Genomic DNA, 25,813 nt, shown 5'->3' with positions numbered 1-25,813 from the left:
CGTCAAGGCCGAAGCGAGGGTAGGGGCGGAGGGGGCGAAGAAATCTGACCAGCCCGCCCCCACCAGCAGCCGCTACTCCACCCCGATCAACAACAACGCCCCCTGCCGCCCGCCCCGATACACCACCGTGTCCACCGCCAGGTACGACTCCCGCACCCGGGATTCGAGATGCGCGGCGATGGCGTCGGGAGCCTCGTCGCCGAGGACGAGGGTGACCATTTCGCCGCCGGCGGCGAGCATGCGGTCGAGGACGGCCTCGGCGGTGTCGGTTATGTTGGAGCCGATCACGGCGACATCGCCGTCGATGAGGCCGAGGACATCGCCGGCCTGGCAGATGCCGGCCATGGTCCAGGACTGCCGCTCGGCGACGGCGACCTCGGCGTAGCGCGTGGCCCCGGCGGCCGAGGTCATGGCGACGACATCCTCGTCGAAGCGACGCTCCGGCTCGTGCACGGCGAGCGCGGCGATGCCCTGCACGGCGGACCGGGTCGGGATCAGGGCGACCCGGACGCCCTCCGCGCGCGCCTGCTCGGCAGCCGCGGCCGCCGTGTGGCGCAGGTCCGCGTCATTCGGCAGGAGCACCACCTCGCGGGCGTGGGCGCGCCGTACCGCCTCGACCAGCTCCCCGCTGGCGGGCGGCTCCCCGGGCCGCGCGAGCACCGTGGTCGCCCCGGCCTCGGTGTACAGCCCGGCCAGACCCTCACCGGGCACGACGGCCACGACGGCGCGTTGGGCCCGCTCCCGGGGCGGCCGCCCGGCCGCGCCCGCGGTGTGGACGTCCTCGAGGCCGAAGTGCGTGATCCTGATCCGGTACGGCCGCCCGGCCTCGACGCCCGCCTCCACTGCGGCACCCGCGTCGTCCACGTGCACATGGACGTTCCACAGCCCGTCACCGCCGACCACGACGAGCGAGTCCCCCAGGCCGTCGAGCCGGTCCCGCAACCGGGCCACCGCCGCGTCCTCCGCCTCCAACAGGTAGATCACCTCGAAGGCGGGCCCCCCGTCATCCGGTGGCCCGTCCCCGCACACCTCGGGATGCGCGTCGGCGACATGGGGCACGGACGCGTCCACGCGCGCGTGGACCTCCACAGGGGCCATGAGCGGCGCCCCCGGAGCCTCGCCCGTGAACGTCTCCACCAGCGCCGCCAGCACGGCCACCAGTCCCCGTCCGCCCGCGTCGACCACACCGGCGCGTTCCAGGACGGCCAGCTGCCCGGGGGTCGCCGCGAGGGCCGCCCGCGCACCCTCGTACGCCGCGCGCGCGACCGTTCCGCAGTCGCCCTCGGCACCGGTGACCGCGTCGGCGGCGGCCGAGGCGACCGTGAGGACCGTTCCCTCGACGGGGTGTGCGACGGCCTGGCGCGCTGAGTCCGCCGCCTGCCGGAGGGCGAGCCGCAGTCCCTGGCCGTCGGCATGAGCGGTCTCACTGTCGGCGGCGAGCACCTGTGCCATGCCGCGCAGCAGCTGCGCGAGGATGGTCCCGGAGTTGCCTCGGGCCCCGATCAACGCGCCGTGCGCCATCGCCCGCACGGCGTCGGCGAGGGTGGGCCACCCGGCCCGCGTGAAGGCGGCGTCATGGCCCGCACCGGCCTCGCTCGGGCCGGCGACGGTCTCGTAGCCCGCGAAGACCGCCTCGACCGCCGCGGCAGCCGATTCCACTGTCAGATACAGATTCGTCCCGGTGTCTCCGTCGGCCACCGGGTAGACATTGATCGCGTCGATCTCCTCGCGGGCCCGTCCCAGCGCCTCCAGCGCGAGCCCGCACCAGGTGCGCACCGCGAGAGCATCCAATGTCTGCGGCACCTGCGGCACCTGCGCCTCCTTGAGCTGCTGGACGTGGGACGCAGCGTAGACCCCGGACGGGTTACTGCCGGTAGGGGCCCTGAGGAGGGCTGGAGCGGGGTCCGGGGCAGCCATGGTAGTTTCGTTCTCCGGACGCAGTCGTTGTATGCTGCTCCAGTTGCCCGATCTGATCGGGCCTTCCCCCTGGCACCGCCACTCAGATCCTAGATCTTGATCCCGGCATGCCGGGATCAACCGTAAGTGCATCTGAAGTCTTTGGAGTGACCCGTGGCTGCCAACTGCGACGTCTGCGGCAAGGGGCCGGGCTTCGGCAACAACATCTCGCACTCGCACCGCCGTACGTCCCGTCGCTGGAACCCCAACATCCAGCGCGTCCGTACCGTGGTCGGCGGGACGCCGAAGCGCGTGAACGCTTGCACCTCGTGCATCAAGGCCGGCAAGGTCTCGCGCTGACAACCGCTAGCGCGCGGCCACTGCTGGTTCGCTTGCACTGAGCCGGTCCACCTCACGGTGGGCCGGTTTTTTGCTGCCCGGCCCATTTCCGCCCTGGGTTCTCTTCCGCCCTGGGTTTCTTCCGCCCCGGGTTCCCTTCCGCCCCGGGTTCTTTTCCGCCCCCGTGTTTTGCCGCCCCGAGCGGTCCTCACGCGCGCGCAGACCCCGTTTTCCCGCCCCCATCTCCGCGGGACCTGCCAGAATCTGCCCAATGCGCTTCGGCATCCTGGGCCCCCTCGACATCCGCACCGAAGACGGCAGTCCCCTGGACCCCGGCGGCCCCCGCCCACGCGCCCTTCTCACCCTGCTCCTCCTGGACGCGGGGCGCACGGTCTCCACGGAGCGGCTGACGGACGGCCTGTACGGGGCCGAGCCACCGGCCGGGGCCGCCAACGCCCTCCAGTCCCAGGTCTCCCGGCTGCGCAAGCGGCTCGGCCCCCACGCGGAGATCGAGGCGACCCCCACCGGCTATCGCATCGGCGTCTCCCCCGACACCGTCGACGCCCATCGCTTCGAGCGCCTGGCCGGTGAGGGCCGCACGGCCCTCATCCGAGGCGACCACACAGGCGCGGCGGCCACGCTCCGGGAGGCGCTCGCCCTGTGGCGCGGCCCCGCCCTGACCGATCTCCCCGACGCGCACGCCCAGGTCACGCGGCTCCACGAGCTGAGGCTCGCCGCCGTCCAGGACCGCGTCGACGCCGAACTCGCACTCGGCGGCGGCCCCGAACTCGTACCGGAGTTGCGCGAGCTGATCACCGCGCACCCACTGAGCGAGCGGCTGTACGGGCAGCTGATGCGGGCCCTGCACGCGAGCGGGCGGCCCGCCGAGGCGCTCACGGTGTACGAGGAGGTACGACGCACACTCGCGGAAGAACTGGGCGCCGATCCCTCACCCGAGCTGTCCGCCCTCCACCTGGAACTGCTCAAGGGCGCGGCTCCCGCCCAGCGGCGCGTCCCCGCCCAACTGACGCGCTTCATCGGCCGCGGCCCGGAGCTCCGGCGGATCGGGGCACTGCTCCCGGATGCTCGCCTGGTGACCCTCACGGGGCCGGGCGGCGCGGGCAAGACCCGCCTGGCGACAGAGGTCGCGAGCGCCCGCACAAGCGCTGCCCCGAACACCCACGGAAACGCTGTCGACAGCGAGCGGGCAAACGCTTACGCAGACGTCTGCTTCATCGAGCTGACCGGCCTCACCGACGGCTCCCAGATCCCGTACGCCATCCTCACCGCACTCGGCGTGCGCGAAGGTTTCCGCACGCCCACGACCGACACCACGCAGCGGCTCCTCGCCGCTCTGGAGGACCGCGAGCTGCTCCTGGTGCTGGACAACTGCGAGCACCTGGTCGAGGACGCGGCCCGGATCGCCGCGCTGCTTCTGGGGACCTGCCGCGGTGTACGCATCCTCGCCACCAGCCGCGAGTCGCTGGGGATCACGGGTGAGGTGCTGTGCCCGGTACCGCCGCTGCCGCCGGAGCCCGCCGCCCGGCTGTTCGTGGACCGGGCGGCCGCCGTGAAGCCGGGTTTCGAGGGGCACGCGCGGGTGGCCGACATCTGTGCCGCGCTCGACGGACTGCCGCTGGCCATCGAACTGGCCGCGGCCCGGCTGCGCACCCTCACCCCCGACGAGCTCGCCGACCGCCTCGACGACCGTCTCGCCGACCGCTTTCGGCTGCTCTCCCGGGGCGACCGCACCAAGGCCGCACGCCACCGCACCCTGCGCGCCGTCGTGGAGTGGAGCTGGGACCTCCTGGTCGACGAGGAGCGAGAGTTGGCGCGGCGGCTGACGGTGTTCTCGGGGGGCGCGACTCTCGATGCGGTCGAGGCTGTCTGCGAGGTGCCGTATCCGGAGGATCTGCTGGCCTCGCTGGCGGAGAAGTCGCTGCTGGAGGTCTCCGACGGGCGCTATCGCATGCTGGAGACCGTCCGCGCGTACGCCGCCGAGCATCTCGCCGAGCAGGGCGAGGAGGAGCGCCTACAAGCTGCCCACGCCGCGTACTTCCTGCGCCTGGCCGAGGAGGCGGAACCGCATCTCCGAAGCGGTGGCCAACTCCCTTGGCTGGCCCGGTTGGACGCCGAGCACGGCAATCTGGACGCGGCCCTGCGCCACCTCGTGCGCACGGACACCGGACGCGCGCTGCTCCTCATGGCCGCCCTCTCCTGGTTCTGGCGGCTGCGCGGCCTGCACGGCGAGCAGGTGCCGCTCGCCCACGAACTGCTGGCGGCCGTGGGCGACGCTCCCCCGGAGGGCCTGGCGGAGGAGTACGTCCTCTGCCTGATCAACACCGTCTCCGGCGGTGCCGATGGCGACGACCCCGCTGCCCGGGAACACCTGGACCGCGCGGCAGTCCTGCTCGGCTCCCTGCACCATCAACTGCGGCTGCCGTTCACGTTCGTGATGTGGTCGGTCGCGGACGGGCCGCGCCGAGTCACCGACGAGCAGGTGCGCACGCAGGTCGGCGACGCCCCCTGGGGACTGGCCCTGATGGAGTTGGGCGACGGCTTCCAGCAGCTGTTCGCCGGACGGCCCGACGCGGCCGAAGCGGCGCTCACCCGTGGTCTGGCCGGCTTCCGGGCCACCGGCGACCGCTGGGGCCTGGCCAACTGCCTCGACCCACTGGCCATGCTCGCCGACCTGCGCGGGGACCACGAGCGGGCCCTGGAGCTGATCGACGAGGCCCTGAGGTACGTACGGGAGCTGGCGGCCCCCGAGGAGACCGGTGATCTGGTGCAGCGCCGCGCCACCGTCCTGCTGCACCTCGGGGACCACGATGCGGCGGCGGAGCACTACACACACGCCGCCTCCCTGGCCCGTACCGCAGGTGCCCCCGACAAGGTGGCGGCGGCCCGGCGCGGTCTGGGCGACACCGCCCGGCTGTCCGGGGACACGGCACGCGCGCGCGTGCACTACGAAGACGCCCTGGAGGCCTGTGCCGGGAACTGGTTCAGCCTCGGCGAGTCCGTACGGATCTTCATCGGCCTGGGCCGCACCGCCCTCGCCGAGCAACGCGCCGACGAGGCCCGTGACTGGTTCGTCCAGGCCCATACCCTCGCCCGCGAGGTGCACGGCGGTCTCGAACTCGCCGACGCCACCGAGGCGCTGGCATCCGTCGCCGAGAGCCCCGAGCGCGCCGCCGTCCTGCTCGGCGCGGCCGTCGCCCTGCGGGGCGCCGCGGCCGAGGGCGACCCCGAGATCGTCGGTATCAGGGAGCGGATACACGAAGCGCTCTCTCCTGAGGCGTACGAAAAGGCCTTCCAGCAGGGGCGGAGCCTCGGGTCAGCGGCGGTCAGCGAACGGTAAGAGCGTGGTCAGTGCCTCCGGCGAAGCTCCTGGCCATGACGAACAAGGACACCGCCAAGCCGGCCGACCACACCGCCGCACTCGCCCACCTCGACGTCCTGATCTCCGGCGCCAGCATCGCCGGCCCCGCTCTCGCCCTCGGCCTCGCCCGGTACGGCGCCCGCGTCACCGTGGTCGAGAAGGCCGCCGACCTGCGCGAGGGCGGGTTCGCGGTCGACTTCCGGGGACACGTTCACCGGACCGTCCTGACCGCCATGGGCATCTGGGACGAGATCCACGCCCGACAGACCCACATGGGCCGCCAGACGGTCGTCGACGCCGACGGCAGCCCGCGCGTCGACCTGCCGGCCGAGATGATGAGCGGAGACGTGGAGATCTTCCGCGGCGAGCTGGCTCAGATCATGTACGAGCGCACCAGGGACAGCGTGGAGTATGTCTTCGGCGACTCGGTCGCCACGCTCACCGAGTCCCCCGAAGGCGTCGACGTCACCTTCGAACGCGGCGCGCCCCGCCGCTTCGACCTCGTCGTGGGCGCCGACGGACTGCACTCCCTCACCCGCCGCCTGGCCTTCGGGGACGAGTCCCGATATCTGCGCTTCCTCGACCACTATGTGGCGGGCTTCGACATCCCCAACCACCTGGGCCTGGACCGCACCGGCCAGATCTACAGCGAGCCGGGCCGGGCGGTCTCCGTCAGCAACTACGACGGCGATCCGGACCGGGCGGGCGCGCTGCTCGTCTTCCGCTCCGAGAAGCTGGAGTACGACCGCCGGGACGTCTCCGCGCAGAAGCGGATCCTCGCCGAGCGGTTCGCCGGGATGGGCTGGGACACGCCGCATGTCCTCAAGGCCCTGGAGCAGGCCGACAACCTGTACTTCGACGCGATCGCCCAGATCCACGTGGACAGGCTCACCAAGGGCCGCGTGGCGCTGCTCGGGGACGCCGGATACGGCGCGACCATGGGCGGCATGGGCACCGGTGTCGCGATCGTCGGCGCGTACGTCCTGGCCGGGGAGCTGGCGCTGGTGGGCGGCGACCATCGCACCGCGTTCGCCGAGTACGAGACGCAGATACGGGACTTCGCCAAGGGCTGCCAGAAGATCTCCGGCAACGCCGGCCCGTTCTTCGCCCCGCCGACCGAGCGACGGATCCGCAGCCGCGACCGGATGTACCGGATCCTCAGCTCCCGCCCCCTGGCCCGCTTCTTCAAGAAGCTCACCGAGAAGGCGGCCACCGACATCAAGCTGCGGGAGTATCCGCGCCCGTAAACGTGCCGTGCGTGTGCCGGTTGTCGTGGCGCGGGGCCCGCAGCCAGTGTTCCTCGGAGCCGTCGGTCAGCAAGTCCTCGGCGTCACCGGGCAGATGACCGCCCTTGATCAGAACCCACTTCGGCCCGTACGCCGGCACGGCCGCCGCGGCTCGCCCGAGATCCTCCTCCGACTCGACCCGCACGCCGGAGAGTTGGGCCACCTGGTCGAGGTTCGGGACGGTCGCGACCGGCAGCAGCTCGGTGCGGACGGAGTCGAGGGCCGACTCGGCGAGCAGCGAATCCCCGTGCTGGGAGATGCCGACCGGGTCGACGGCCGGCGCGTCCGTGGCGCCGATCAACTCGGCTACGGCCTCGACGCGTTCGGCCGAGGCGAGCAGACCGGTCTTGACCGCCTGGACGCCGATGTCGTCGACGACGCTGCGGTACTGGGCGCGCACGGCGTCCACGGCAACTCCCAAGCACCCTGTACGCCGAGGGAGTTCTGCGCGGTGACGGCGGTGATCACACGCATGCCGTGCGCCCCGAGCGCGAGCATCGTCTTCAGGTCGGCCCGGATCCCGGCCCCGCCACCGGAGTCAGGACCCGCGACCGCCAAACCCTGGGCGGTGCGCTCACGACTCGATGTCCCCGAAGTGGTCCCACCCGCCCTTGCTCGTCCAGGGCGCCCCGTCCACCGTGACCTGCGGCAACGCCGACGGGTTGAGCACCTCGCCGATCACCTTCCAGCGGGCGGGCAGCTTCACGTCCGGCGGGAACGTCGCGACGATCGCGTGGTCCTCGCCGCCGGTGAGCACCCACTGGAGGGGGTCGACGCCGACGGCCTGCCCGATGTCGTTCATCTGGGAGGGGACGTCGATGTCGCCGGAGCGGACGTCGATGCGCACCTTGCTGGCCTCGGCAATGTGCCCGAGGTCGGCGATCAGCCCGTCGCTGACGTCCGTCATCGAGGTCGCGCCGAGCCCGGCCGCCGCGGGACCCGCGTGATACGGCGGTTCGGGACGCCGGTGGGCCTCCACGAAGGCGCGCGGCGAGCGGAAGCCCCGTGAGAGCACCGCGTACCCGGCCGCCGACCAGCCCAGCCAGCCCGTCACGGCGACGACGTCACCGGGCTGGGCGCCGGCCCGGGTGACCGGCTCGTGGTTGCGCAGATCGCCGAGCGCGGTGATCGCGATGGTGATCGTGTCACCGCGTACGACATCGCCGCCGACCACGGCCGCACCGGCGACCTGGCATTCGTCGCGCAGCCCGTCCATCAGCTCGGAGGGCCAGGTGGCCGGGAGTTCGGCCGGGACGACCAGGCCGAGCAGCAGCGCGGTCGGTACGGCGCCCATCGCCGCGATGTCCGCGAGGTTCTGCGCGGCCGCCTTGCGCCCCACGTCGTACGCGGTGGACCAGTCGCGGCGGAAGTGCCGTCCCTCCAGGAGGATGTCGGTGCTCGCCACGACCCTGCGGTCGGGCGCGGCCACCACCGCGGCGTCGTCGCCGGGGCCGACCCGGACCGCCGGGGTGGTGGTGAGGCGCGAGGTGAGCTCTCGGATGAGCCCGAACTCCCCCAACTCGCCCACGGTGCCCTTCATGATCGTCGTGCTCCCTCTGTCGCTGCTCGTGCCCGGTCGCGAGCCGTCTCCGTAGTCGGTACGGTCGAGTTGACCGTCAACTTGTGCAGTCCGTGCACCCCGGCGCGCAAGCCCCAGTCACCGCGGGTCTCCCCGCGGCGAGCGGCAACGCGATACCGTGGCGTTCCTTTTCCCCACATGATCCTCGTGGCCGCCCTGGAGGTTCCGTGGTACAGGCGTACATCCTGATCCAGACGGAGGTCGGCAAAGCGTCGACCGTCGCCGAGACGATCAGCAAGATCCCGGGGGTGATCCAGGCCGAGGACGTGACAGGACCGTACGACGTCATCGTGCGCGCCCAGGCTGACACAGTCGATGACCTCGGTCGCATGGTGGTCGCGAAGGTCCAGCAAGTGGACGGCATCACCCGCACCCTGACCTGCCCGGTCGTGCACCTGTAGCCCCCGTCTACCCTTGGCCGGTGAACTTCTTCCGTCACCGGCTCCTCGGCCTGCCCGCCCTCGCGATGCTGATCACGATTGCGGGCTGCTCCTCAGCAGACGACAACGCCTCGGTCTCGGTTCCGAGCCCGAACGCGAAGGTCACCAAGCTGTGCCAGAACCTGGACAAGGTGCTGCCGCGGAAGGTGGACGGCCTCGGCCGCAAGGATCCCGAGCCCCGGTCCGCGCTGACCGCGGGCTGGGGAAGCCCGGCGATCATACTGCGCTGCGGTGTCGAGCGGCCTCCGAAGATGACTGATCCGAAGGTGGCGCTCGGCGACGACAGGAAGGCGATCGGTGGCACCGTGAACGGCGTCGACTGGCTGATGGAGAAGCGGGACGACGGGTCGAACCGCTTCACCACCGCGAACCGCAGCGCGTACGTCGAGGTGACCGTACCCAAGGGGCGGGACACCTCCGGCATGCTGGTCGACATGGCCGCCTCCATCAAGAAGGCGATCCCCAAGGGGATCGCCAACTGACACGAGGGCGGTGCGGGGCGCTCAGCGCAGCCCGGTCGACCGTCGCAGCGCCGCCTGGACCAGGCGGTCCACCAACTCCGGGTAACTGACGCCCGTCTCCTGCCACATGCGCGGGTACATGGAGATCGGCGTGAAGCCCGGCATCGTGTTGATCTCGTTGATCACGAACTCGCCGTCCTCGGTGAGGAAGAAGTCCGCGCGGACGAGCCCCTCGCAGGACGCAGCGTCGAAGGCCTCGACGGCCAGCCGCCGCACCTCGGCCGTCTGCTCCTCGGTGAGCGGCGCGGGCACGATCCCGGACGCCGAGTCGATGTACTTCGCCTCGAAGTCGTAGAAGTCGTGGGACTGCACGGGCGGAATCTCCGCGGGGACGGAGGCGCGCGGCCCGTCCTCGAACTCCAGCACCCCGCACTCGATCTCGCGGCCGCGCAGCAGCGCCTCCACGATGATCTTCGGGTCGTGCCGCTGGGCCTCCTCGATCGCCTCGTCGAGGCCTTCGAAGGAGTCGACCTTGGTGATGCCGAAGGACGACCCCGCACGCGCGGGCTTCACGAACAGCGGCCAGCCGTGGTCGCCCGCGAAGTCGATGATCTTCTTGCGGGCCACGGCCGGGTCGAGCTCCCACTCGCGGGGCCGGATCACCACGTACGGGCCGACCTTCAGCCCGAAGGAGGTGAACACCCGCTTCATGTACTCCTTGTCCTGGCCGACGGCCGAGGCGAGCACGCCCGAACCCACGTACGGGACCCCGGAGAGCTCCAGGAGGCCCTGGAGGGTGCCGTCCTCGCCGTACGGGCCGTGCAGCATGGGGAAGACGACGTCGACCTCGCCCAGGGCCTTGGGGACCGATCCGGGCTCGCTGTAGACCACTTCGCGGTCGGCCGGGTCGAGGGGGAGCACCACGCCGCCCTCGCTCGACTCGGCGAGCTGCTCGACGTTCGGCTGCTGCCGGTCGATGATGGCCATTCGTTCCGGCTCGTCGGCGGTGAGTGCCCAACGGCCGTCCCGGGTGATGCCGATCGGCAGGACGTCGTACTTCGTACGGTCGATGGCGCGCAGCACCGCGCCGGCCGTCACCACGGAGATCCCGTGTTCGGAGCTGCGGCCGCCGAAGACGACGGCCACACGCGGCTTGCGAGGCGGCTGCTCAGGGCTCTGGGGGAGGTTCTCGGTGCTCATATCGCGTTGAGAGTACCCGTTGGTACGGCGGTGAGTCAGCGCCCCACCGGGGCCATTGCTCAGCGTCGTACGAGTGGTCGCACAGCGTTGATTCCCGACGTCGTACGAGCCGTCGCAGGGCGTCGCGCGGCTGATGGTTCAGCGGCGCTCGGACTTCGCGCTGCGCCCCATCAGCTCCTTGAGAGCGACGACCGGCGGCTTGCCCTCGTGGACGATGCCGACGACGGTCTCCGTGATGGGCATGTCGACACCGTGCCTGCGGGCCAGATCCAGCACGGACTCACAGGACTTGACGCCCTCGGCGGTCTGCTTGGTGACCGAGATGGTCTCCTGGAGGGTCATGCCCTTGCCGAGGTTGATGCCGAACGTGTGGTTGCGCGACAGCGGCGAGGAGCAGGTGGCCACCAGGTCGCCGAGGCCGGCGAGTCCGGAGAACGTCATCGGGTCGGCGCCCATGGCGAGCCCGAGCCGGGTGGTCTCCGCGAGCCCGCGTGTGATGAGCGAGCCCTTGGCGTTGTCGCCGAGACCCATGCCGTCCGCGATGCCGACGGCGAGACCGATCACGTTCTTGACGGCGCCGCCGAGTTCGCAGCCCACCACGTCGGTGTTGGTGTACGGGCGGAAGTACGGCGTGTGGCAGGCGGACTGGAGGCGCTGCGCTACCGCTTCGGAGCGGCAGGCGACCACGGCGGCGGCCGGCATCCGCGCGGCGATCTCCCGGGCGAGGTTGGGCCCGGTGACCACGGCGATACGGTCCGCGCCGACCTTGGCGACGTCCTCGATCACCTCGCTCATCCGCATGGTGGAGCCGAGTTCGACGCCCTTCATGAGGGAGACGAGGACAGTCTCGGGGGCGAGCAGCGGCACCCATTCCGCGAGATTTCCGCGCAGCGTCTGCGACGGCACCGCGAGGACCGTGAAGTCGGCGTCCGCGGCGGCCTCGGCAGGATCGGAGGTGGCCCGCAGATTCTCGGGAAGTTCGACACCGGGCAGGTAGTCCGGGTTCGTCCGGGTGGAGTTGACCGCCGCGGCGAGTTCGCCACGGCGCCCCCACAGGGTGACGTCGCACCCCGCGTCGGCGAGCACCATGCCGAACGCCGTGCCCCACGATCCGGTCCCGAAGACGGCCGCCTTGACCGGCTTGCTCACGCGCCCTGCCCCTCTTCCTGCTGTGCCTGTGCTTTTTCCTTCGCCGCCGCCCTGCGGCGCTGTGCGATGCGCACCTCGCGGGGGTCGTACGCCTTCTCGGGCGCCCTCTCGCCGCGGATCTGCTCCAGTTGCGCGGTGATGGCGGCCATGATGACCTCGGTGGCCTCCTTCAGGAGGTCCGGGCTCATCTCCTTGTCGTAGAAGCGCGAGAGGTCCACCGGCGGACCGGCGAGCACGTGGTGGGTCTTGCGCGGAAGGAGGTTGGGCTTCTTGGCATACGGGGGCAGCAGTTCGTTGGCGCCCCACTGGGCAACCGGAATCACCGGGCACTTGGTCTGCAGCGCGACCCGCGCGGCACCCGTCTTGCCGGTCATCGGCCAGCCGTCGGGGTCGCGGGTGAGGGTGCCCTCGGGGTAGAACGCGACGCACTCGCCGCGCTCCACGGCGTCGATCGCGGCCCGGAAGGCGCTCAGCGCGTCGGTGCTCTCGCGGTAGACGGGGATCTGTCCGGTGCCGCGCATCGCGGCCCCCACGAATCCCTTCTTGAAAAGGCCCGCCTTCGCCAGGAATCGCGGAACACGCCCCGTGTTGTACTGATAGTGCGCATACGCGAAGGGGTCCACATGCGAATTGTGGTTCACCGCGGTGATAAATCCGCCCTCAGTCGGAATGTTCTCCATTCCGCGCCAGTCCCGCTTGATCAGAACCACCAGCGGCGGTTTGCAGAGGACCGCTGCGAAGCGGTACCAGAAGCCGATTCTGCGGCGGGGCACGCGGACACCTTCCTCTAGGGCCTGGGGGGCCGCACAAGTGTCGCCCCAGGCCGCCTGTCTGTCGAGGACACGGTACGCCCCGGCGTCCGGAGCGCCAGGGCGTCCGGGTCACAATGGGGCGCGACAAGGGAGGGCGGAACGCTGGTGCGGTGGACTGTGGTCGTACCCCTCAAACCCCTGGCGCGGGCCAAGAGCAGGCTGGCCGACACGGCCGCCGACGGACTGCGCCCCGGGCTCGCCCTCGCCTTCGCACAGGACACCGTGGCGGCCGCGCTGGCCTGCGCGGCGGTCCGCGATGTGGCGGTAGTCACGGACGACGCCCTCGCCGGACGGGAGCTGGCCGCGCTCGGCGCCCGGATCCTCCCGGACGAGCCGGGCGGCGGCCTGAACGCCGCGTTGGCGCACGGAGCGGAGGTCGTACGGTCCTGGCGCCCCGACGATGCCGTCGCGGCCCTCAACGCCGATCTTCCCGCCCTGCGGTCCGCGGAATTGGGGCGGGTACTCGACGCGGCCGCGGAATTCCCTCGCGCATTTCTGCCGGATGCCGCCGCAATCGGCACAACTCTGCTGGCCGCCGGACCGGGCCGGGAATTGCTTCCGATCTTCGGTACGGATTCCCGGGCCCGCCACCGCGCCTCGGGCGCCATGGAACTCAGGCTGGACGCCGTGGATTCCGTACGGCAGGACGTGGACACCGGGGGCGATCTGCGGGTGGCGCTGGCGCTGGGGGTGGGGCCGCGTACGGCGGAAGCGGCGGCGCGGTTGCTGATTCCCGGGCAGTAGGCGGGTTCGCACGCCGCGGGCCGTCCGTGGTGTGCCCTCGCGGCGGAGCGTCCCGGGTCAGAGCCCCGCGCCCGTTGGGGGCCCGTAGGCTGCCCCCTATGCAGGCGACCGCGTACACGTACGACCCCGAGACCCGTAGCGGCCAGGTGCTGCTCGACGACGGCACCCCGGTGCCCTTCGACGGCCCGGCGTTCGACGCCGGCGGGCTGCGGCTGCTGCGCCCGGGTCAGCGGGTGCGTATCGAGACCGAGGGCGAGGGCGAGGCCCTCCGGATCACCCTCGTCACCCTGCAGACGCTCTAGGCGGCGCGCACACGCCGCGGGCCGGGCTCCCGAGGGAAACCCGGCCCGGCGCGTGAGTCGCCCCTGCGCCCCTGCCGATTAGCGGGCGGTGGCCTTCTTGGCGGTGGTCTTGCGAGCCGTCGACTTCTTGGCGGGGGCCTTCTTGGCCGTCGCCTTCTTCGCCGGGGCCTTCTTGGCCGTCGCCTTCTTGGCGGTCGTCTTCTTCGCCGCGGTCTTCTTGGCGGCCGCGGTGGTCTTCTTGGCGGTCGTCTTCTTCGCCGTGACCTTCTTCGCGGCCGCGGTGGTCTTCTTGGCGGTGACCTTCTTCGCCGTGACCTTCTTCGCCGTGACCTTCTTCGCGGCGGCCTTCTTGGCCGCGGCCTTCTTGACCGTGGCGGCGGCTCCGCCGGTCAGGCTGCCCTTGGGCGCCTTCTTGACGGCGACCTCGCCGCCACGCGGGAGCTTCTTCGAGCCGCTCACCAGGTCCTTGAAGCCCTGACCCGCGCGGAAGCGCGGCACAGAGGTCTTCTTGACCCGAACGCGCTCCCCGGTCTGCGGGTTGCGGGCGTAACGGGCCGGACGGTCGACCTTCTCGAAGGAACCGAAGCCGGTGACCGAGACCCGGTCCCCGCCGACAACTGCACGGACGATGGCGTCCAGTACTGCGTCGACCGCGTCGGCGGCCTGCTGACGCCCGCCGACCTTGTCGGCAATCGCTTCTACGAGCTGCGCCTTGTTCACGTCTTCCCCTTCGGAGACATTGCCCGAACGAATGCGTTCAAGCTTTTTCGCACGTTAGGCAGATATATACCGCAAATCAAACACGAAACGGGCTAATCACCCTTGTGCCGCAACGAACTCGGGCTGTAGCGGAGATTCCTCAGCGTTCCTCTTCGAGGAATCGACCCTCGTCGAGGTCGTTGATGAACCGCTCCAGCCGCCTTGTCGCATCGGCGAGATCGTGCTTGGCCACGGCCGTAATGACCAGCAGCTTCCGGGTCAGCGCCATCCGTACGCCCTCCGGGACTTGCAGTGCACGCACTCTTGTGTGCGCTTCCTTGAGTTGGGCCGCGACTGCCACGTAGAGCTCGAGTTGGCCGTCGTGTTCCATGCACAGATTGTGCCATCTGGGGCGAGTTGTCGCCTGCGCAGGGGGTAACTGCCGTCCCCCGAGGGGGTTCCGGGCACCTCGGCACGTCGCCGGACCAAAGTGCGCGTACCCAGGCAACGGCCGTTGTAACTAGGGGAGTTGGAGCCCTCCAAAGCGGCGCGCCGGGGCCGTCCGAGGGCAGACACAGCTGTACCCCCAACCGTCCACGATTGGGGGTACAGAGGGGTGTTGCAGTGGCCGAAATCAGCCTTGCGTCTCCGCGGATCAGGTGATCGACCGGAGGTGAATCCGGCCCGCGCGTCAGACGTGCAGCGTCTTCGGCTTGTACGACGGCCGCTTGCTCTCGTACGCCGCGATGTCGGCCTCGTTCTGGAGGGTGATGGAGATGTCGTCCAGGCCGTTCAGCAGCCGCCAGCGGGCGTTCTCGTCGAGTTCGAAGGCGGCGGTGATGCCCTCGGCGCGCACCTCACGGGCTTCCAGGTCGACCGTGACCTCGGCCTCGGGGTCCTGCTCGACGAGCTCCCACAGCGCGTCCACGATCTTCTGCTCCAGAACCACCGTGAGCAGGCCGTTCTTGAGCGAGTTGCCGCGGAAGATGTCCGCGAAGCGGGACGAGATGACGGCCTTGAAACCGTAGTTCTGCAGCGCCCAGACTGCGTGCTCGCGCGAGGAGCCCGTACCGAAGTCGGGACCGGCGACCAGGACCGTGGCGCCCTTGCGCTCGGGCTGGTTGAGGACGAAGGACGAGTCCTTGCGCCAGGCCTCGAACAGCCCGTCCTCGAAACCGTCCCTGGTCACCTTCTTGAGCCAGTGGGCGGGGATGATCTGGTCGGTGTCGACGTTGCTGCGGCGCAGCGGGACGGCCCGGCCGGTGTGCGTGGTGAATGCTTCCATGGCTCTCAGACTCCAGCGGGCACAGGGGCGTCGGACAGGTCGGCGGGCGAGGCCAGATGGCCCAGCACGGCGGTCGCGGCGGCGACCTGCGGCGAGACCAGGTGCGTACGGCCGCCCTTGCCCTGCCTGCCCTCGAAGTTGCGGTTGGAGGTGGACGCGGAGCGCTCACCGGGGGCCAGCTGGTCGGGGTTCATGCCCAGACACATCGAGCAGCCCGCGTGCCGCCATTCGGCGCCGGCCTCCTTGAAGACGACGTCCAGGCCCTCGGAGACGGCCTGCAGACCGACCCGCGCGGAGCCGGGGACCACCAGCATCCGTACGCCGTCGGCGACTTTGCGGCCCTCGACGATCGCCGCGGCCGCGCGCAGGTCCTCGATACGGCCGTTGGTGCACGAACCTACGAAGACGGTGTCGACCTTGATGTCGCGCAGCGGCTGTCCGGCGTCCAACCCCATGTATTCCAGGGCCTTTTCGGCGGCCAGGCGCTCCGAAGCGTCTTCGTACGAAGCCGGGTCGGGGACGGACGCCGAAAGCGGCGCGCCCTGGCCCGGGTTGGTACCCCAGGTGACGAACGGCGACAGAGAAGCGGCGTCGATGACGACCTCCTCGTCGAATTCCGCGTCGTCGTCCGACTTCAGCGTCTTCCAGTACGCGACGGCGGCGTCCCAGTCCTCGCCCTCGGGCGCGTGGGCGCGGCCCTTGAGGTATTCGAAGGTGGTCTCGTCGGGGGCGATCATGCCCGCGCGGGCGCCCGCCTCGATCGACATGTTGCAGATGGTCATCCGGGCCTCCATCGAGAGCTTCTCGATGGAGGAGCCGCGGTACTCCAGGATGTAGCCCTGGCCGCCGCCCGTGCCGATCTTGGCGATGATCGCCAGGATCAGGTCCTTGGCCGTGACGCCCTCGGGCAGTTCGCCGTCGACCGTGATGGCCATGGTCTTGGGGCGGGCCAGGGGCAGCGTCTGGGTGGCCAGCACGTGCTCGACCTGGGAGGTGCCGATGCCGAACGCCAGCGCGCCGAAGGCGCCGTGCGTGGACGTGTGGGAGTCACCGCACACGACCGTGGTGCCGGGCTGGGTCAGGCCCAGCTGCGGTCCCACCACGTGGACCACGCCCTGCTCGACGTCGCCCAGCGAGTGCAGCCGTACGCCGAACTCGGCGCAGTTCTTGCGCAGCGTCTCCAGCTGGGCCCGGGAGACCGGGTCCGCGATGGGCTTGTCGATGTCGAGGGTCGGGGTGTTGTGATCCTCGGTGGCGATGGTGAGGTCGAGACGGCGCACGGGACGGCCCGCCTGGCGGAGGCCGTCGAAGGCCTGCGGGCTGGTCACCTCGTGCAGCAGGTGCAGATCGATGAAGAGGAGGTCGGGCTCGCCCTCGGCGCGCCGGACGACATGGTCGTCCCAGACCTTCTCCGCGAGTGTCCTACCCATCGCTTTCCCTCCGGCCGGCAAAGGTGCGCCGGCCCAACTAGAGATCTTTGAGGAGACGGCGCCCTCACCCCTGGTTGCCGGGCAGCCGCCGCCAGGCCCGTTGGTCCGCGGGCCGCTGTGCATACAAGGGTTGCGCGTCTCACGAAAAAAGGAACTTGCGTTTCACAGAGTGAGACGCGAGTATCGTTTCATGGACAACAGTAGCGGCGTCGGCGTTCTGGACAAGGCAGCCCTTGTCCTGAGCGCCCTGGAGTCCGGTCCGGCCACCCTCGCAGGCTTGGTCGCTGCCACCGGACTCGCACGACCCACGGCACACCGGCTGGCCGTGGCTTTGGAACACCACCGCATGGTGGCGCGCGACATGCAGGGCCGTTTCATTCTCGGCCCCCGGCTCGCCGAGCTGGCCGCGGCCGCCGGCGAGGACCGCCTCCTCGCCACGGCGGGCCCGGTGCTCACGCACCTGCGGGACATCACGGGCGAGAGCGCGCAGCTCTACCGCCGCCAGGGCGACATGCGCATCTGCGTCGCCGCCGCGGAGCGCCTGTCCGGCCTCAGGGACACGGTCCCGGTCGGCTCGACGCTCACGATGAAGGCCGGCTCCTCCGCGCAGATCCTGATGGCCTGGGAGGAGCCGGAGCGTCTGCACCGCGGCCTCCAGGGCGCCCGCTTCACCGCGACGGCCCTGTCGGGCGTACGGCGGCGCGGCTGGGCCCAGTCCATCGGCGAGCGGGAGCCGGGCGTCGCGTCCGTCTCCGCGCCCGTACGGGGCCCCTCCAACCGCGTGGTGGCCGCGGTGTCCGTCTCCGGCCCCATCGAGCGCCTGACGCGCCACCCGGGCCGCATGCACGCCCAGGCGGTCATCGACGCCGCCGCCCGCCTCTCCGAGGCCCTGCGCCGCTCCGGCTGACCTCTCGGGTCCTTCGGGTACGACGAGGGGGCCTGCCCCAACGCCGCGGCAGGCCCCCTCGTTCCCCCGCCCCCCGTCACCTGGCTTCTTCGGCCGCCTTCGCCTTCGCCGACCGGTGCGCGAACCGCTCCTTCGCAGAGCGCCCCCGCCGCTCGAGCGGTATCTGACCGTGCACCGCCGCGAGCCCGAAGGCCGGCATGTCCGCGTAGATCGACTCGTACGACCCCTCGGGCACCACATAGGCCTCGTGCCACCGCCCGACGTGCTGACGCAGCTTCCCGGCGCGCTCCTGGCGGTTGATCCTCGCCCACGCCTTGTGGTGGAACATGTCGGGCGAGTGCGCGTAGGAGTAGAGCTTTTCCTTGGACTCCCAGTACTGGACGACGTAGTACGTCCGCGGTGAGGCTGTCAGCAGCACATGGCCGAGCAGCCCCCGGCTCTTGTCCTTCCCGAGCTCGCGCAGCATGCGCGGCATCGCCAGCAGCACCGGCAGCCAGTGGTGCACGGCCCAGAAGTGGTTGATCCGCATGCCGATCAACAGGACCACCACGTCACCCTCGGCCCCCGCGGTCGTAAGGCCCGGCACCGGTTTCGCGAACATGACGGTCCCCCTCATCGGATAGCTCCACTATCCTTTTGGCGATGCTTGGATAGTGGCACTTCCCAAGGAAAGGCGCAAGAGATGCGGCTGGCGGAGCTGAGCAGGCGCAGCGGCGTGTCCACGGCGACGATCAAGTACTACCTGCGTGAACGGCTGTTGCCGCCGGGCCACCAGATCAACGCCACGACGGCCGAGTACGACGAGGAGCATTTGCGCCGACTGCGGCTGGTGCGGGCGATGATCCAGGTGGGCCGGGTGCCGGTGGCGAAAGTGCGCGAGGTGCTCGGGCACGTGGACGACGACTCCCTTGGCCGGACGATCCGCCTCGGCGCGGCGATGTGGGCGCTGCCGCAGGTGCCGGAGCCGGACGAGGACGACGAGTTCGTCCAGGCCGCAGAGCAGGAGGTCATCACGCTCCTCGACCGGCTCGGCTGGGAGAACACCAAGCGGCTCACGACCATCTCCTCCGCGTATCGCTCACTGGTGGTGGCGATGGCCGCGCTCCGCCGGATCGGCTACGACTGGGAGGCCGAACTGCTGGAGCCGTACGCCGAGTTGATGCACCGGGCAGCCGTTCTCGACCTGAACCTGCTGGAGACACAACCGTCCGAGGCGGAGCGGATCGAGTTCGCGGTCCTGGGGGCGATCCTCATCGAGCCGGTGCTGCAGGCGCTGCACCGGCTGGCCCAGGAGGAGGAGACGACACGGCGGTACGGCTTCGAGTAGCCGGCGCCGGACACGACAAAGGCCCTCCGCCGAAGCGAAGGGCCTTCCTCTTGTACCCCCGACCGGATTCGAACCGGCGCTACCGCCTTGAGAGGGCGGCGTGCTAGGCCGCTACACAACGGGGGCCTGGATCTTGCGTTTCCGCAGATCCGAGCTGGTCTACCAGGACTCGAACCTAGACTAACTGAACCAGAATCAGTCGTGCTGCCAATTACACCATAGACCAATATGGTTTAGACCAACTGCGTACCCCCGACCGGATTCGAACCGGCGCTACCGCCTTGAGAGGGCGGCGTGCTAGGCCGCTACACAACGGGGGCCCTAGCGATCCTGCATGAGAGTCAGCGGGTGCGACCCGGACTGCCTCCCTGGGAAGGATCTGTACCCCCGACCGGATTCGAACCGGCGCTACTGCCTTGAGAGGGCAGCGTGCTAGGCCGCTACACAACGGGGGCGTTGCGGAATTGATCTCCGCGGTTGCAGATGAGCTCTGCGAGCTGGCCTACCAGGACTCGAACCTAGACTAACTGAACCAGAATCAGTCGTGCTGCCAATTACACCATAGGCCACTGAAACGCAATCCCCCGTGGGGATCTTGTTCTAGCTTGCGCCTCCGGTTACCGGCCTTTCGGCCCGCTCTCCGGCGGCGCAGGAAGAACATTACCTGAAGGTGGACGGCGCTCCAAAACGGTATCCGCGCCGAGGATGGCGGGGAGTTCGGACAGCGAGGCGATCCGACGCGGGCCGGCCGGTCCTCCGTCATCGTCGGTGCGAGCGCCGTCACGGTCGATCCAGACGGACAGCAGACCCGCTTCAGCGGCGCCGCGCCCGTCGATCTCCGGGTGGTCACCGACGTACGCGACCTGGTGCGGAGGCAGTCCGAGAGCGTCGCAAGCGGCATGGAACGCGGCCGCGGCGGGCTTGGAGACGCCGAGCTCGGCCGCGCACAGGACGGCCTCGAAGCGATCGCGTACGCCGAGGACGCGGAGCTTGCCGTCCTGGACCAAGAGACTGGAGTTGGACAGCACGGCGTGTCGGTGGCTGGCGGCGAGGGCATCGAGGGCGGGCAACACGTCCGGGAAGAGGGCCCAGGCGGCTTCGTAGTGCGCGATGTACCGGTCGAACCACGCGTCGGCCTCGGCATCGCTCAGCGGATTCTCCAGGAACACCCTGACCCGCTGCCGGCGCTGGCCCTGCCAGTCCGTCTCCCCCGCCGAGAACCTTGCCCACTGGGCATCGGTGACCTGCCGCCAGCGCGCGAGGGCCTGCTCGACGGACTCGTACCCGTCGAGCAGGCCCTCGGCCGCCAAGTGCCCGCGCATCCCGGCCCGGTCAGCGGCCGTGTAGTCGAAGATCGTGTCGTCCACGTCCCAGACCACGGCCTTGATGCTCATGATCCGACCGTAGCTCCTGGCGGGGCCGTCTGTCCTTCAGTCGGTGATTGTCGTGCCGGTCAGCGCCAGGTCGGGGCCCTGACCGTCGCGGGGTGCGGCGGTCAGCTTCCAGGTGTACGTGCCGCGGGGCGCCTGCGTACCGTCGGTCCTGCGGCCGTCCCATGCGGGCCGCACCGCGGCCGCGGTGGAACTGCCCGTGAGGGTGCGCACGACCGTGCCGGAGCCGGTGCTCAGGGTCAGCGTCCAGGTCGACGGCTTGTTCAGCTGCCATACGGGGCGCCAGGGGCTCGAGAGGGTCGGACCACCCGCCTGGGGGTCGGTCTGCGCCTCCATCTGGGCGAGCGGCGAGGTGGGAACCCCCGCGGTGACGATCGCGACCTGCCCCTTGTCCGTGAGGTACGCGACATTGCCGCCGAAGCGGTCGACGGCCCAGCGGCCGGTGTTGCCGCCGGTGTTCTGGTCCGCGGTCGGCAGTACGGCCACGGTCCTGGTCGTCGCCGCGCCCGTGTGGAAGTCCGTGAGCAGCAGCTCGTGGGTGGTGCGGTTCTCGCGGACCAGATAGCCGTCGGCGAGGCGGGCCTGGCCTGCCGGAACCGCGATGGCGCGGCTGGTCGCGCGGTCGTAGACGCCCGCGGGGCCCGAGGAGCCGCAGGACCAGTACAGCCAGGTGTTGACGGCCTGGATGTCGGTGGGCGTGCAGGGGGCGCCGGTGTCGACGGTGGCCACGTTCTTCTTGGCCTTCAGGTCGTACGCGACGACGCTGCCCTGCGTGGTGCCGGGTGCCCACAGACGCTGGCCCCAGACCGCCGCGGCGGTGCGGCCGCGGTCCAGAGCGGTCTCACCGTCGGCGCCGCGCGGGAAGTCGGCAACCTTCTGGATCCCGGGGGTGCCGCCGTTGTAGAGGACGTAGCGGCCGGTGCCGGTGCCGAGGCGTCCGGCGGAGTCGCCGGTGGGCTCGGTGCTGTACGTGTCCGTGGTGAGCCCGGCCACGTGGACGGACTCCTTGCCGTCCGTGCCCGTGTACAGGAACGCGAAGCGGCCGTCGCCGAGGGCCTCCAACTGGGGGCAGGCGGCGTCGCCGGACAAGCAGGGCGAGGACGCGACGTACGGGCTGCGGCGGACCTGCGTGCCGGTCGGCTTGCCCGTCGGGTCGAGGGGGACCGCGTAGGCGGCGTCCCAGCCGGCGTTGACGGTCGCGTTGCCGAACATCAGCAGCTCGCCGCCGGCCATCATCAGGCCGCTCACCCGGGCCTGGTTCGGGGCCACCGTGAACACCGCCTCGGCCGAGACGTCGCCGTCCGGGCGGGGCAGGACGCGGTACACGTGCCAGTCGCTGCTCGACGGGCCGCCCGTGGCGAGCAGACCACCGTCGGGTGTGGCCGTGTAGGCCCCGTCCGAGTCCTCCAGGACGATGCGCTTGGCCCCGGTGGCGAGCGAGACCGCCGTCAGCTGGGGCTTCTCGCCTCCGGGAATGAACTGCGGGTCGGCGGCGAGGAGTTGGTCGCCGACGACGGCCTGGGCGCTGCCCAGGTAGGGCGTGGTGATCGTGCCGGGTTCGGTGCCGGGCTCCGAGTCCACGCGGATCGACTTGCTGCCCGAGACGACCCAGCGGTCGTTGAACGTGATGCGTGGCGAGGCGCCGACGCCGGTGATGTACGTACGGAAGGAGCCGTCCGCGAGGTCGATGAGGCCCGCCGAGGCGACGCCGTCCACGGTGGAGACCACGGCGAGGCGGCGGACCGAGCCGCCGGTGACGAAGGTGCTGGGCTCGGCGCCGGACGGGAAGCCCGTCACCGGGAGGTCCGTGGTGGTGCCGTCGGCGGCGGCGCGCAGGATGTGCAGGGCGCCCGCGGCGTCCTGGGTCACCACGCTCCAGCCGGACGCGGCCCGGTAGGTCTGGCCGACCGGGACGGCGACGGTGGCGGTCGCGCCGGTGGAGCGGTGCTGCTGTGTGACGGTGGCCCCGGACCGGCTGGAGATGACGTCCGTACCGGTGGCGAGGTCGTCGGGGCCCGCGTGCTCCGGCGGGGTGACGCCCGGATAGTCGGCCCAGAAGTCGTGGGCCCAGATGCCCAGTTGGTAGCGGAAGCCGGAGGCACCCGCCCAGGTGTAATGGATCTCGGCCGGGGCGACGTAGTTCAACTGCGTGGTGGCGACCGGGGTGTCGGCGCTCGGCGCGGCCTCGGCCGGCGCCGCCAGGACGGTCCCCGACAGGGCCACCGCCCCACCCAGGGCCAGCCCCATGAGTCTTCGTGAACGGGTCACGTTCCCCTCCCCTGAAACATGGCGAACATGCGCATCATGTGCACAGGCAACATCCAACTGCCGCTTGTGGAGCGGCAGTCCGGTGGAGGAATGAAGTCCGGGTGACGGCTCGGTGTACGGGAGAGGGGCGGCATCCGAACCGGATGCCGCCCCTCTGTGCGTGGGCTATGCCGTGAGCTTCGCCAGCGCCGCGTCGATGCGGGCCAGCGTCTTCTCCTTGCCCAGGATCTCCAGGGACTCGAAGAGCGGCAGGCCGACGGTACGGCCGGTGACGGCGACGCGGACCGGGGCCTGCGCCTTGCCCAGCTTGAGACCGTGGGCCTCGCCGGCGGCCAGGACGGCCTCCTTGAGGGACTCGGGCGACGACCAGTCGGCCGTCTCGAGCTTCTCGCGGGCCGTGCGCAGAAGGGCGTCCGAGCCCTCCTTCATGGCCTTGGTCCAGGACGCCTCGTCGGAGACCGGCTCCGGCAGGAACAGGAAGTCGACGTTGTCCGTGATCTCCGAGAGGACCTTCAGACGGGACTGGGCGTGCGGGGCGACCGCCTGCCACTTGGCCTCGTCGAAGTCCTCAGGTGCCCAGGGGGCGAACGGGGCCCGCAGCCAGGGGGCGCAGCGCTCCGTGAAGTCCTTCACGTCGAGCATGCGGATGTGGTCGGCGTTGATCGCCTCGGCCTTCTTCAGGTCGAAGCGGGCCGGGTTCGGGTTCACGTCCGTGACGTCGAAGGCGGCGACCATCTCGTCGATGGTGAAGATGTCGCGGTCCGCCGCGAGCGACCAGCCGAGCAGGGAGAGGTAGTTCAGCAGGCCCTCGGGGAGGAAACCGCGCTCCCTGTAGAGGTTGAGCGAGGACTCCGGGTCGCGCTTGGAGAGCTTCTTGTTGCCCTCGCCCATCACGTACGGGAGGTGTCCGAAGGCCGGGGTCTCCTTGGCGATGCCCAGCTCGGTCAACGCCTTGTAGAGGGCGATCTGGCGCGGGGTGGAGGAGAGCAGGTCCTCGCCGCGCAGGACGTGGGTGATCTCCATCAGGGCGTCGTCGACCGGGTTGACCAGCGTGTACAGGGGCGCGCCGTTGGCTCGTACGATCCCGTAGTCCGGGACGTTCTCCGGGAGGTATGTGATCTCGCCGCGGACCAGGTCCGTGAAGGTGACCGTCTCGTCGGGCATGCGGAAGCGGACGATGGGCTCCCGGCCCTCGGCCTCGTAGGCGGCCTTCTGCTCGGCGCTCAGGTCGCGGCAGTGGCCGTCGTAGCCGGACGGCTTGCCGGCGGCGCGGGCGGCGTCACGGCGGGCGTCGAGCTCCTCCGTCGAGCAGTAGCAGTGGTATGCGTGCCCGGCGTCCAGGAGCTTTCGCGCGACGTCCTTGTAGAGGTCCATGCGCTGCGACTGACGGTACGGCGCGTGCGGGCCGCCGACCTCGGGGCCCTCGTCCCAGTCGAAGCCCAGCCAGCGCATCGCGTCGAGCAGCTGGTTGTACGACTCCTCGGAGTCGCGGGCCGCGTCGGTGTCCTCGATGCGGAAGACCAGGGTGCCTTCGTTGTGCCGGGCGAACGCCCAGTTGAACAGGGCGGTGCGGACCAGGCCCACGTGGGGGTTGCCGGTCGGGGAGGGACAGAAACGTACGCGGACGGTCGCGTTAGCCACGCTTGATCACCTTGTTGGTGAGAGTGCCGATGCCTTCGATGGTGACGGCGACCTCGTCGCCGACGTTCAGGGGGCCGACCCCAGCCGGGGTGCCCGTGAGGATCACGTCGCCGGGGAGCAGCGTCATGGCCTCGGTGATGTTCACGATCAGATCCTCGATGGAGTGGATCATCTCGCTGGTACGGCCGAGCTGGCGTTGCTGACCGTTGACCGTGCACTGGATGGTGAGGTCGCTCGGGTCGAGGTCCGTCTCCACCCACGGGCCGAGCGGGCAGGAGCTGTCGAAGCCCTTGGCCCGCGCCCACTGCTTCTCGCGCTTCTGGACGTCACGCGCGGTGATGTCGTTCGCGCAGGTGTAGCCCAGGATCACGTCCTTGACACGCTCGCGCGGGACCTCGCGGCACATGCGGCCGATGACCACGGCGAGCTCGGCCTCGTGGTGCAGCTCGTTCGAGAAGGACGGGTACTGGATGTCGTCGCCGGGGCCGATCACCGAGGTCGACGGCTTGAAGAAGGCGAACGGGGCGTCGGGCACCTCGTTGCCGAGCTCCTTCGCGTGCTCCGCGTAGTTGCGGCCGAAGGCCACGACCTTGTTCGGGAGCACCGGCGGCAGCAGCCTCACCTTGCTCAGCGGGACCTTTGTTCCGGAGAGCTCGAATTCCGCGAACGGGATGCCCTTGATGATGTCGAGGACGAGCTCGTCCGGCTTGTCGCCCTCGACCGCGCCGAAAGCGACGTTGCCGTCGATGGAGAACCTGGCGATGCGCACGGGATCCTTGCGCCCCTCACTGAGCTGGCTGAAGTCTGACGCTCCAGGCTAACGCGGCAAGGGGTGCGAGCTTCGCGTATATCGACCGGCACGGTGAGCGCGCGGCGGAGTGCGTGCGTACTACTCCGCGACGGAGGCCGCGACCGGGGCTTCCATCAGGATGGTCCGGCGGGGGTTGGCGGTCTGGGCGGGAAGGTCGACCGAGTGCTCCGGCTGCTCCGGCGTCTCCAGCGCCTCGGCGTCCTCGAGGTGCGCCAGCGTGGTGCGTCGGGGGTTGGCTATGTTGCGGAACATCATCGTCGTCTTCACTGTTGTACTTGACCTTGTCCTCATGGGCGCCGGGTGGGCCCAGAGGCCTCCGCGTCGGCGCGGGTTGTCGGATTCGCCATCCCTGTAAAGCGTCAGGCTAAACATGCAATTCCCGGGCGAAGCCGTGAAGAGGCCATGATCGCGGTGTGAGTTTCCTCACTTACTAGCAGGCAAACCGGTCAATTCAGGCCCCCAGCTTT

Annotated in this window: 23 protein-coding genes, 5 tRNA genes and 2 pseudogenes; 9 read left to right on the top strand and 21 right to left on the bottom strand. The window is 70.4% G+C overall.

The genetic code is table 11. The annotated features are described in order from the left end of the window. Window positions 1-72: 72 nt before the first annotated feature. A complete protein-coding gene (gene fakA / locus IEY95_RS28145; protein WP_189189102.1) occupies window positions 73-1,812 on the bottom strand; it encodes a DAK2 domain-containing protein in 1,740 nt (579 codons plus the stop codon). 258 nt (window positions 1,813-2,070) lie between these two features. On the opposite strand from fakA, the gene rpmB reads away from it, so the two are divergent. The 3 genes from rpmB (at window position 2,071) to IEY95_RS28130 (ending at window position 6,861) form a co-directional block, all read left to right on the top strand. Further along, the gene (gene rpmB, locus IEY95_RS28140) at window positions 2,071-2,256 is read left to right on the top strand and encodes a 50S ribosomal protein L28 (RefSeq protein WP_003993230.1); all 186 of its coding nucleotides are present in this window, start codon (window positions 2,071-2,073) and stop codon (window positions 2,254-2,256) included. 250 nt (window positions 2,257-2,506) lie between these two features. After that, the gene (locus IEY95_RS28135; protein ID WP_189188953.1) at window positions 2,507-5,593 is read left to right on the top strand and encodes an AfsR/SARP family transcriptional regulator; all 3,087 of its coding nucleotides are present in this window, start codon (window positions 2,507-2,509) and stop codon (window positions 5,591-5,593) included. 35 nt (window positions 5,594-5,628) lie between these two features. Further along, on the top strand, window positions 5,629-6,861 hold the full coding sequence (locus IEY95_RS28130; RefSeq protein ID WP_189188952.1) for an FAD-dependent monooxygenase: 1,233 nt from the start codon (window positions 5,629-5,631) through the stop codon (window positions 6,859-6,861). 1 nt (window position 6,862) lies between these two features. Here IEY95_RS28130 and thiD read toward each other — a convergent pair. Both thiD and IEY95_RS28120 read right to left on the bottom strand, forming a co-directional pair. Further along, window positions 6,863-7,458: pseudogene (thiD, locus tag IEY95_RS28125) on the bottom strand (bifunctional hydroxymethylpyrimidine kinase/phosphomethylpyrimidine kinase); the annotation flags it as partial. Between the two features lie 16 nt (window positions 7,459-7,474). After that, a complete protein-coding gene (locus IEY95_RS28120) occupies window positions 7,475-8,440 on the bottom strand; it encodes a thiamine-phosphate kinase (protein WP_189188951.1) in 966 nt (321 codons plus the stop codon). A gap of 206 nt (window positions 8,441-8,646) precedes the next feature. Between IEY95_RS28120 and IEY95_RS28115 the strand changes: the two genes are divergently transcribed. Both IEY95_RS28115 and IEY95_RS28110 read left to right on the top strand, forming a co-directional pair. Further along, window positions 8,647-8,880, top strand: a complete 234-nt coding sequence (locus IEY95_RS28115; RefSeq protein ID WP_003997603.1) for an Lrp/AsnC family transcriptional regulator — start codon at window positions 8,647-8,649, stop codon at window positions 8,878-8,880. A 20-nt stretch (window positions 8,881-8,900) separates the two neighbouring features. Then, a complete protein-coding gene (locus tag IEY95_RS28110; protein WP_189188950.1) occupies window positions 8,901-9,401 on the top strand; it encodes a DUF3515 domain-containing protein in 501 nt (166 codons plus the stop codon). 21 nt (window positions 9,402-9,422) lie between these two features. Here IEY95_RS28110 and IEY95_RS28105 read toward each other — a convergent pair whose 3' ends face one another. The 3 genes from IEY95_RS28105 to IEY95_RS28095 all read right to left on the bottom strand — a co-directional run bounded on the left by IEY95_RS28105 (window position 9,423) and on the right by IEY95_RS28095 (window position 12,502). After that, a complete protein-coding gene (locus tag IEY95_RS28105) occupies window positions 9,423-10,580 on the bottom strand; it encodes a D-alanine--D-alanine ligase family protein (RefSeq protein ID WP_189188949.1) in 1,158 nt (385 codons plus the stop codon). 138 nt (window positions 10,581-10,718) lie between these two features. Further along, window positions 10,719-11,729, bottom strand: a complete 1,011-nt coding sequence (locus tag IEY95_RS28100; protein ID WP_189188948.1) for an NAD(P)H-dependent glycerol-3-phosphate dehydrogenase — start codon at window positions 11,727-11,729, stop codon at window positions 10,719-10,721. Beyond that, on the bottom strand, window positions 11,726-12,502 hold the full coding sequence (locus IEY95_RS28095) for a lysophospholipid acyltransferase family protein (protein WP_189188947.1): 777 nt from the start codon (window positions 12,500-12,502) through the stop codon (window positions 11,726-11,728). The genes IEY95_RS28100 and IEY95_RS28095 overlap by 4 nt, the downstream gene beginning before the upstream one ends. A gap of 144 nt (window positions 12,503-12,646) precedes the next feature. Here IEY95_RS28095 and cofC point away from each other — a divergent pair, with 144 nt between their 5' ends. Both cofC and IEY95_RS28085 read left to right on the top strand, forming a co-directional pair. After that, window positions 12,647-13,285, top strand: coding sequence for a 2-phospho-L-lactate guanylyltransferase (cofC, locus tag IEY95_RS28090; RefSeq protein WP_189188946.1), 639 nt, complete (start codon window positions 12,647-12,649; stop codon window positions 13,283-13,285). A 98-nt stretch (window positions 13,286-13,383) separates the two neighbouring features. Next, on the top strand, window positions 13,384-13,587 hold the full coding sequence (locus tag IEY95_RS28085) for a hypothetical protein (RefSeq protein ID WP_189188945.1): 204 nt from the start codon (window positions 13,384-13,386) through the stop codon (window positions 13,585-13,587). Between the two features lie 78 nt (window positions 13,588-13,665). On the opposite strand, the gene IEY95_RS28080 is transcribed toward IEY95_RS28085, so the two are convergent. From IEY95_RS28080 to leuC, 4 genes are all read right to left on the bottom strand, one after another. Next, window positions 13,666-14,307, bottom strand: coding sequence for an HU family DNA-binding protein (locus IEY95_RS28080; RefSeq protein ID WP_189188944.1), 642 nt, complete (start codon window positions 14,305-14,307; stop codon window positions 13,666-13,668). A 139-nt stretch (window positions 14,308-14,446) separates the two neighbouring features. Continuing rightward, window positions 14,447-14,677 carry an SCO5555 family protein gene (locus tag IEY95_RS28075; RefSeq protein ID WP_189188943.1) on the bottom strand — a complete coding sequence of 77 codons (231 nt, stop codon included), beginning with the start codon at window positions 14,675-14,677 and terminating at the stop codon, window positions 14,447-14,449. A 300-nt stretch (window positions 14,678-14,977) separates the two neighbouring features. Beyond that, entirely contained in the window at window positions 14,978-15,571 is a 594-nt protein-coding gene (leuD, locus tag IEY95_RS28070; protein WP_189188942.1) for a 3-isopropylmalate dehydratase small subunit, read from the bottom strand. A 5-nt stretch (window positions 15,572-15,576) separates the two neighbouring features. Then, window positions 15,577-17,001, bottom strand: a complete 1,425-nt coding sequence (gene leuC / locus IEY95_RS28065; protein WP_189188941.1) for a 3-isopropylmalate dehydratase large subunit — start codon at window positions 16,999-17,001, stop codon at window positions 15,577-15,579. Window positions 17,002-17,191: 190 nt separating this feature from the next. Between leuC and ndgR the strand changes: the two genes are divergently transcribed. Beyond that, a complete protein-coding gene (ndgR, locus tag IEY95_RS28060; RefSeq protein ID WP_189188940.1) occupies window positions 17,192-17,908 on the top strand; it encodes an IclR family transcriptional regulator NdgR in 717 nt (238 codons plus the stop codon). A gap of 76 nt (window positions 17,909-17,984) precedes the next feature. On the opposite strand, the gene IEY95_RS28055 is transcribed toward ndgR, so the two are convergent. Next, on the bottom strand, window positions 17,985-18,509 hold the full coding sequence (locus IEY95_RS28055) for a DUF4188 domain-containing protein (RefSeq protein ID WP_189189101.1): 525 nt from the start codon (window positions 18,507-18,509) through the stop codon (window positions 17,985-17,987). A gap of 81 nt (window positions 18,510-18,590) precedes the next feature. On the opposite strand from IEY95_RS28055, the gene IEY95_RS28050 reads away from it, so the two are divergent. Then, window positions 18,591-19,235: a MerR family transcriptional regulator gene (locus IEY95_RS28050; protein ID WP_189188939.1), complete on the top strand. Its 645-nt coding sequence runs from the start codon at window positions 18,591-18,593 to the stop codon at window positions 19,233-19,235. 53 nt (window positions 19,236-19,288) lie between these two features. Here IEY95_RS28050 and IEY95_RS28045 read toward each other — a convergent pair. The 10 genes and pseudogenes from IEY95_RS28045 to IEY95_RS28000 form a co-directional block, all read right to left on the bottom strand. After that, a tRNA-Glu gene (locus IEY95_RS28045) sits at window positions 19,289-19,361 on the bottom strand. 28 nt (window positions 19,362-19,389) lie between these two features. Beyond that, window positions 19,390-19,461: transfer RNA gene (locus IEY95_RS28040), tRNA-Gln, on the bottom strand. A 21-nt stretch (window positions 19,462-19,482) separates the two neighbouring features. Further along, window positions 19,483-19,555 (bottom strand) — tRNA-Glu (locus tag IEY95_RS28035). A 62-nt stretch (window positions 19,556-19,617) separates the two neighbouring features. Continuing rightward, window positions 19,618-19,690 (bottom strand) — tRNA-Glu (locus IEY95_RS28030). A 42-nt stretch (window positions 19,691-19,732) separates the two neighbouring features. After that, a tRNA-Gln gene (locus IEY95_RS28025) sits at window positions 19,733-19,804 on the bottom strand. Between the two features lie 91 nt (window positions 19,805-19,895). After that, window positions 19,896-20,629 (bottom strand): annotated as a pseudogene (locus IEY95_RS28020) (HAD family hydrolase). Window positions 20,630-20,665: 36 nt separating this feature from the next. Beyond that, entirely contained in the window at window positions 20,666-22,894 is a 2,229-nt protein-coding gene (locus IEY95_RS28015; RefSeq protein ID WP_189188938.1) for a FlgD immunoglobulin-like domain containing protein, read from the bottom strand. A 165-nt stretch (window positions 22,895-23,059) separates the two neighbouring features. Next, window positions 23,060-24,535, bottom strand: a complete 1,476-nt coding sequence (gltX, locus tag IEY95_RS28010; protein ID WP_189188937.1) for a glutamate--tRNA ligase — start codon at window positions 24,533-24,535, stop codon at window positions 23,060-23,062. Beyond that, window positions 24,528-25,304 carry a fumarylacetoacetate hydrolase family protein gene (locus tag IEY95_RS28005; protein WP_189188936.1) on the bottom strand — a complete coding sequence of 259 codons (777 nt, stop codon included), beginning with the start codon at window positions 25,302-25,304 and terminating at the stop codon, window positions 24,528-24,530. Before IEY95_RS28005 ends, gltX begins: the two co-directional genes overlap by 8 nt. A gap of 120 nt (window positions 25,305-25,424) precedes the next feature. Next, a complete protein-coding gene (locus tag IEY95_RS28000) occupies window positions 25,425-25,613 on the bottom strand; it encodes a hypothetical protein (RefSeq protein ID WP_189188935.1) in 189 nt (62 codons plus the stop codon). Window positions 25,614-25,813: the final 200 nt, after the last annotated feature.

The sequence above is a fragment of the Streptomyces albiflavescens genome (assembly GCF_014645835.1).
Lineage (GTDB): Bacteria > Actinomycetota > Actinomycetes > Streptomycetales > Streptomycetaceae > Streptomyces > Streptomyces albiflavescens.
The sequence above is the reverse complement of the archived record's forward strand: the minus strand, read 5'-3'. Positions and strand labels throughout refer to the sequence as shown.